This is a genomic window from Sphingobium sp. FW306-1B-F04DB, from assembly GCF_058781925.1.
Genome location: NZ_JBYSXE010000090.1, coordinates 1 through 6,170 on the forward strand (window position 1 = coordinate 1; position 6,170 = coordinate 6,170).

6 protein-coding genes are annotated in these 6,170 nt (G+C 60.7%); all 6 read right to left on the bottom strand.

Annotated features, from left to right (window positions below):
- The coding region (locus tag AC3WJD_RS21490) for a DUF6481 family protein (protein WP_492748829.1) at positions 1-130 on the bottom strand (130 nt) is incomplete at its 3' end.
- 632 nt (positions 131-762) lie between these two features.
- Positions 763-2,007, bottom strand: a complete 1,245-nt coding sequence (locus tag AC3WJD_RS21495; protein WP_492748831.1) for an epoxide hydrolase family protein — start codon at positions 2,005-2,007, stop codon at positions 763-765.
- 178 nt (positions 2,008-2,185) lie between these two features.
- The gene (locus AC3WJD_RS21500; protein WP_492748819.1) at positions 2,186-2,608 is read right to left on the bottom strand and encodes an organic hydroperoxide resistance protein; all 423 of its coding nucleotides are present in this window, start codon (positions 2,606-2,608) and stop codon (positions 2,186-2,188) included.
- A 119-nt stretch (positions 2,609-2,727) separates the two neighbouring features.
- The gene (locus AC3WJD_RS21505; protein ID WP_492748822.1) at positions 2,728-3,144 is read right to left on the bottom strand and encodes a VOC family protein; all 417 of its coding nucleotides are present in this window, start codon (positions 3,142-3,144) and stop codon (positions 2,728-2,730) included.
- A 47-nt stretch (positions 3,145-3,191) separates the two neighbouring features.
- Complete coding sequence (locus AC3WJD_RS21510; RefSeq protein ID WP_492748824.1) at positions 3,192-4,670, bottom strand: cyclase family protein; 1,479 nt, start codon at positions 4,668-4,670, stop codon at positions 3,192-3,194.
- 101 nt (positions 4,671-4,771) lie between these two features.
- The gene (locus AC3WJD_RS21515) at positions 4,772-5,668 is read right to left on the bottom strand and encodes a LysR family transcriptional regulator (protein ID WP_492748827.1); all 897 of its coding nucleotides are present in this window, start codon (positions 5,666-5,668) and stop codon (positions 4,772-4,774) included.
- Positions 5,669-6,170 lie beyond the last annotated feature (502 nt).

Here is a 6,170-nt window from a genome sequence, read left to right on the forward strand (position 1 = left end):
GTTCGGCACGGTCGGCGAGCTCGGCCTCGCTGGGCTTTGGCTTGTTCTTCAGCATCTCCAGAGCCTTGGCCTTGGCGCTGTTTGCGGCAGCAACCCGGTCGTTGAAGCCCGGTTCCTTGAATCCTCGCATCAGATCTATCTCTGTCTCGTCGTTGGTCGCTGGGGGAGGAGAGCCCCTTACAGAAAACTGCACGCTGTGCCCAACTTATGTGACACCGTAGGTGCTACCCGCACGTCACAGCGGCCGTGTCCACCGTAAATTGTGGGAGCGTCGCGTCAGAGCTTGATGAATGGATGACAGCTATTACGTGGCCTGGATGAAGGCTTGAACGGCCGAAATGTCGGCGGAAGCTGCCACTTTCGAAGCTGATCCACAATGACCGCTCTGCACCCTCCTCGGCTGCCCAGGACTCCAGGGTGTCTTTCCGAAAGCAGACGGTCGGCGCCGGCTGACTTGGGGTCCAGCTTAAGCACGCTCGCGTCTACCTTCTAGGTGGACAGCCGCCGATAACTCTCAACGCCGGTGATGTTCTGTTTGTCCCCTGCGGAGTGGTCCACTCAGCATGAAACATCGGGGCCGACATCGGCGTCGAACGGCCATGAATATCATAAAGCAGAGCAAACCCTGCTTAAGCTGGCCAAGTGATGTCTCGGCGATGCCGAAAACTCCCGTCGCTGCGGATTGGGCCGCTTCGAGGGATCAATGTGCCGCCGGGATATTATCGGACCGGAGACGCCATTGCGGCTCCTCCCGAAGTCGAACTAGCGCAGCGAGCGGAAGCTGTCGCGGATGTCCTTGGTGAGCAGTACGGGCTGCTCCCAGGCGGCGAAATGCCCGCCCTTTTCATGGCGCTTGTAGAAGATCAGGTTGGGGAAGGCCTTCTCAGTCCAGCTCTTCGGCGCCGTGTAGATTTCGTCTGGGAAAGCGCTGACCGCGACCGGAATGGTGACGCCCTTGGGCGCAAAGAACGCCAGCTTGCTCTCCCAGAACAGACGTCCCGACGACAGGCCCGTACCGGACAGCCAGTAAAGGGTAATGTTATCGAGAATGTCGTCCTTGGAGAGGCCTTCGCTTCCACCGTCGAACACGCGGTTGATCAGCTTCTGGCTCTGCGGGTCATGATCGATTATCCATGCGGCGAGCGCGATAGGAGAATCGTCCAGACCGTAGAGCGTCTGCGGACGGGCGCCCATTTCCAGCGCGTAGCCGACCCGGTTCTTGAAGAAGAAGTCGAGCTGGTCCCAGGCATACTTTTCGTCGCCGGTGAGACCGGTCGGGGCGGGCCCGCCATCAATGGCCTTTGAAATATTGTCTGGAAGCGTGCCGGGCATGTTGGTGTGGATACCTAGCAATCCTGCCGGCTTCTGCAGCGCAAGCTGCTCATTGACGGCATCGCCCCAATCGCCACCTTGGGCGACATAGTGCTTGTATTCGAGACGGGTCATCAGTGTGGCCCAGGCGCGGGCGACGCGCTGCGGATCCCAGCCGAGCTCGGTCGGCTTGCCGGAAAAGCCGTAGCCGGGGAGCGACGGGATCACGACATCGAACGCGTCCTCGGCCTTGCCGCCGTGTGCGGTCGGGTCGGTCAGCGGCTTGATGATCTTCAGCTGCTCGATGACCGAACCCGGCCAGCCGTGCGTGATGATCACTGGCAAGGCGTTCTTATGCTTCGACTTCACATGAATGAAGTGAATGTCGACGCCGTCGATGTTGGTGACAAACTGGGGATATTGGTTGAGGTTGGCTTCGGCCTTCCGCCAGTCGTAGCCATTGGCCCAATAGTTGGCGAGCTTCAGCATCGTTGCCAGCTTGACGCCCTGCGTATCGTCCGAAACCAGCTCCTGGCTCGGCCACCTGGTCGCCGCGATCCGCCGCTTGAGGTCGGCTAGCTCGGCCGGGCTCGCGCGATAATGAAACGGCCGAATTGACTCGTCGCGGCTCGATGGCCGGTTGACGGTGGATCCCGGAGCCGCCGCCGTCGCGGGCTTCGCGGCTGCCGGGGCCATGGCAGCGAGGGTTCCGAGAACCGCTCCCGCAAGGAAGCCGCGAGGGCAGGTCGATGAAAATAGTCCGGGCATGTCTCTTCTCCTGGGTGAGGACGCGGACGGCGCGGGGCGGGGGAAGGGCCGCCCGCGTCCTCAGTCAGTGCGGAAAATGGGCAACCGCACTGAGCTGGTGGGTTGCTCAGGCAGCGACCGCGAGCGCCACGCTCGCGTCGATTCCGCCGTTGGTCATCTTGGAATAGGGGCAGGTCTCATGCGCGCGCTCGATCAGCGACTGCGCGACGTCCTCGGCAAGGCCAGGAATGCTCACCTTGAGCCGGGCGGTCAGGAAATAGCCTTCGGCCTCCCCGAAATGGAGGTTAACCTCGGCATCCACGGCAGTCTCTGCGGGAAGCAGGATTCCGCACTCCTTTGCCGCGAGTCCCAAGGCACCCTCGAAACAGGCCGACCAGCCGGCGGCGAATAGCTGTTCCGGGTTGGTGCCCGCCCGGTTGGAACCTGGAGGCGCAAGCCTGATGTCGAGCTGATGGTCGGAGCTCAGGGCGGCGCCTTCGCGGCCGCCGACGGTGTGGACATGGGCAGTGTAAAGGGTCTTCGCAGTCATGGTTCGAGTTCCTTTTGTGAAATGGGGAGATGTCAGGCTGCCACGCGGTAGCGCTGCGCTGGCCGGGCATTGGAAAGCTGCCCGCTCATCGCCTGTCGCGCAGACTCATCTCCACACTCTTACAGGTCGTCTTCGTGCGGACCTTTAAGCTCGACGCTGTTGCCCTCGGGATCGTGAATATAGATCGACGGCCCCGTGCCTTCGGCACCGTAGCGCGGCAGCACGTCGGTAGACTCGACACCGCACTCGGCCAAATAGGATCTGAGCGCCGGGCCGTCGAAGGGTTCGATGCGCAGGCAGAAATGATCCATGTTGCGGCCTTCCTGCCTGGCCGCGGCGCCGCCATCGCGACCGCCCGGAAGCGCGACATCGAGAAGGTCGACCAGCGCCCGCCCGGCGCGCAGCTGGAGCAGGCCGAACGAGTCGTCGCGGCGCTCGACGGTGCAGCCGAGCACGTCGCAATAGAAGCGCTCCATGAGGGCCATGTCGCTCACCCGGAGGACGAGATGATCGAGGCCCTGGATGGTGAAGATCATGCTAGATGTCGGGGCATGTGGCATTTGAAATTCCTCAATTTGCCGGGCTAGTCGAGCACGGCAATGCCGTTGATTTCGATCTTCTGCCGGGGATGAAAGAGCGCCTTGACCTCGACCAGGGTGCTGGTGGGCGTGTGTTCCCCAAAGAACTTCCTGGTGACCTCGGACAGCTTCACAAACTCGGCAATGTTGGTGACGTAGACCGTCTGCGCCACCCAATTGCGCAGAGTGAGACCCTCCGCCGCCAGATTGCGTTTGAGAGTTTCCAGGACGAACTCGGTCTGGGCCAGCATGCTATCTTCGCCGACCAGTTCGAGATGGTTGAGATCCCCCTTGAGGGGGGCGATTCCAGACAGGTAAAGCGTATTGCCGGCCCGGATTGTCTGGGTAAAGGCGTTGGCCTTGAACACATCCTCGGCCAAGTAGCCAATGGCGGGGTTGCTGCGCTTGATCTGAGGCGCCGCCTGATGTTCGATGTGTCCGGATTTCGGGGCTGGCGTTGCCTGGATGGGCAGGGCGACCGGACGCAGAGGCGCCGCATCGCCGCCGCGGAGCTTCAACGGGCCTCCGATGAACGCGAATTCATAGACCTTGTCGCGTGACAGCTCATCAAGTGCGACCAACTCGATGATTGGGGCACCCTGCTGCGCCAGGAGATAGGTGTGGAGCGGCACATAATCGTCCGGAACTTCCGAAGGAAAAGCCTCAAAGCTCAGATTGTCCGCGCCCAGCACCATCGCGCCCCCTTCCTCGACGAGATAGCGTGCGGCATCCAGCCCCATTCCGGGTGGATTTGCGATATAGGCGTCAGGATCGTTGAACAGCTTCATCCGGCCGGTCCGGATCAGGATGATGTCGCCTTTCTGCAAGGCGGATTTCTGGCGTGCCAGTGCGTCCCTGATATCCTGACGGGTGATCCGATAGCCGTCCGGCAGCATGTCCACGCCTTTGGCCGCGGCAATGTCGATCATGACGCCGCGAGCGATGAGCGGCGGGAATTTTTCGATGCCGCCGCGCTTCCAGCCACGATCGCCCAGATGCTCGTCGGCCTTGAAGCCGTTCCAGATTTTGCCGTGAATGCCGAAGTGGTTGAGCGCGTCGATGTGCGTCCCGGTATGGGAGTACATGGAAAAAGCGGTCCCGGTATAGCTGCGGGCGGCATTCATTTTCTGACCCACGCCCATCGGGTCATCGACCTCCGTGCCGCGCGGCGTATGGGTCATCCAGAACTGGTAATGGGGGTCGCCCGCAGCCTGCCAGCTGGGCATGCCGATGTAATAATCCGTCGCCAGATCGTAGACCTTGCCGCCCTTGACGCGCGACAGGATGGCAGCGCGCGATTCCGGCGTGATCAGGTTGAGGCGGCCGATTTCGTCGTCAGGGCCCCACGGGCTCTTGCCAACGTCCTGGCCACTGGCACCAACGGGCGCAAGTGCGTCACTATGAGCATGGACCATTTGTGCAGAAAGGCTTGCGCTGCCGAGCAATAGCAGGGCGGCCGCGCGAAGCGTGCGCGAGAGTTTCATTTTGCCTTCCTTTGTGATGTCAATCTGTCGTTGGACACCAACCTACGGGCAGCGCGGCGCTGGAATAAGTCCTTCGCGGTGCGGACAGTATTCGCTACCGGTCAAGAATAGTCGGTCATCACCGATGGCAGCCGGCAGGCCAGAAAGTCGACGAAGGCCCTTACCTTGGGCTGGAGATGGCGGCTAGTCGGATAAACCGCGTAGACGTAGCGCGGTTCGTCCATGAAGTCGGGCAGGATACGTCGGAGGTCGCTGCGCGCAATTGCCGGATCTGCAATGAAGCTAGGTAGTGCGCCGATTCCCAAGCCTGCGACGAGCAGGTCGCGTAGCAACAGGCTGTTGCTGATCTGGCTTCGCTCACTAACTGATGCCGCCGCATTCTCATGTGTGGGGACGAAAACCTGCTTTTGTGCCAGACTATAGGTGAGCATCTTGTGATGCCGCAGATCGTCGGGTGTCGCGGGTTCGCCATTTTGTTCAAGATACGAAGGGGCCGCACACAGATACTGCTTGGCGGTGGCAAGCCGTCTGGCGATCAGCGTGGAATCGTCCAAGCTGGAGCGCAGCCGGATCGTCAAGTCAAAGCCATGCGCGACGGCGTCTACCAGGCGGTCTTCCATCACGACGTCGAGCTGCAAATCCGGATATTCCCGTAGAAATTCTACGAGAAGCGGTGAAAGAATAGTCAGTGTGAAAGATAGGGGCGCATTAAGCCTCAATCTTCCAGTGACGTGCTGGGATTGCTGCCTGATGGAGTTTTCAAGCACGTCCAGCTCATCGAGGATGCGGCAGCAGTCCACATAGTAAGCGCGCCCGGTTTCCGTCAGGCTCATGCTGCGGGTCGTGCGTTGCAATAGCACCGTGTCGAGATGCGCTTCCAGGGCGCGCAGCTGCTTGCTGAGTCCCGCCGACGACAATCCCAAGTCTTCAGCGGCCTTGGCCAGTCCGCCAAGTTCGACGATGCGCCTAAAGGCGCGCATGGTGCTGAAATTGTCCATGACGGCCCCGATGGGAAGAGTTGCGCGCCAGTATCTCTAAATCCGGCATTACAGCCAAATCCTATTGGAATCGACCATCGGGCCCGCGCCGCCAGCCAAGCTGTGAAATTTCCTCGAGATCTTGGTGGAGCAGCGCGGGGCATCGACCGATTTCTAACCCTGTATCGCAATCCGCAGGCAGGCGTTTGAGAAAATCCGGTGCCGATAAATGTTGAGGACCAACATTCCGCCGAGCACCGAAGAGCGCGAGGGATGTCCAATGACCGTAATGGGCGGAATGCGTAGTTAGCCGTCGGTCTGAGCGAACGACGGGATTAGCCCTCGCCAACCCAAAAGCGGACAGGCGGGTCTCGGCCAATCTTGGCCGTCTAACGACGTATGAACATATGGCGGCTTTCGGGCAGCTCAACCCTCACTTCGAATGACTTGTCTGGATGGCTCCCGCGTTGCAAGGCTTGATTTGAGTGTTGGCGTTGGTCGGATGCAGTCTTGTCTTCGGCCT

Coding starts and splice junctions, on each gene's coding strand:
- AC3WJD_RS21495 (WP_492748831.1), bottom strand. CDS start 2,007: ATGGCCCCGGCAGCCGCGAAGCCCGCGACGGCGGCGGCTCCGGGATCC.
- AC3WJD_RS21500 (WP_492748819.1), bottom strand. CDS start 2,608: ATGACTGCGAAGACCCTTTACACTGCCCATGTCCACACCGTCGGCGGC.
- AC3WJD_RS21505 (WP_492748822.1), bottom strand. CDS start 3,144: ATGATCTTCACCATCCAGGGCCTCGATCATCTCGTCCTCCGGGTGAGC.
- AC3WJD_RS21510 (WP_492748824.1), bottom strand. CDS start 4,670: ATGAAACTCTCGCGCACGCTTCGCGCGGCCGCCCTGCTATTGCTCGGC.
- AC3WJD_RS21515 (WP_492748827.1), bottom strand. CDS start 5,668: ATGGACAATTTCAGCACCATGCGCGCCTTTAGGCGCATCGTCGAACTT.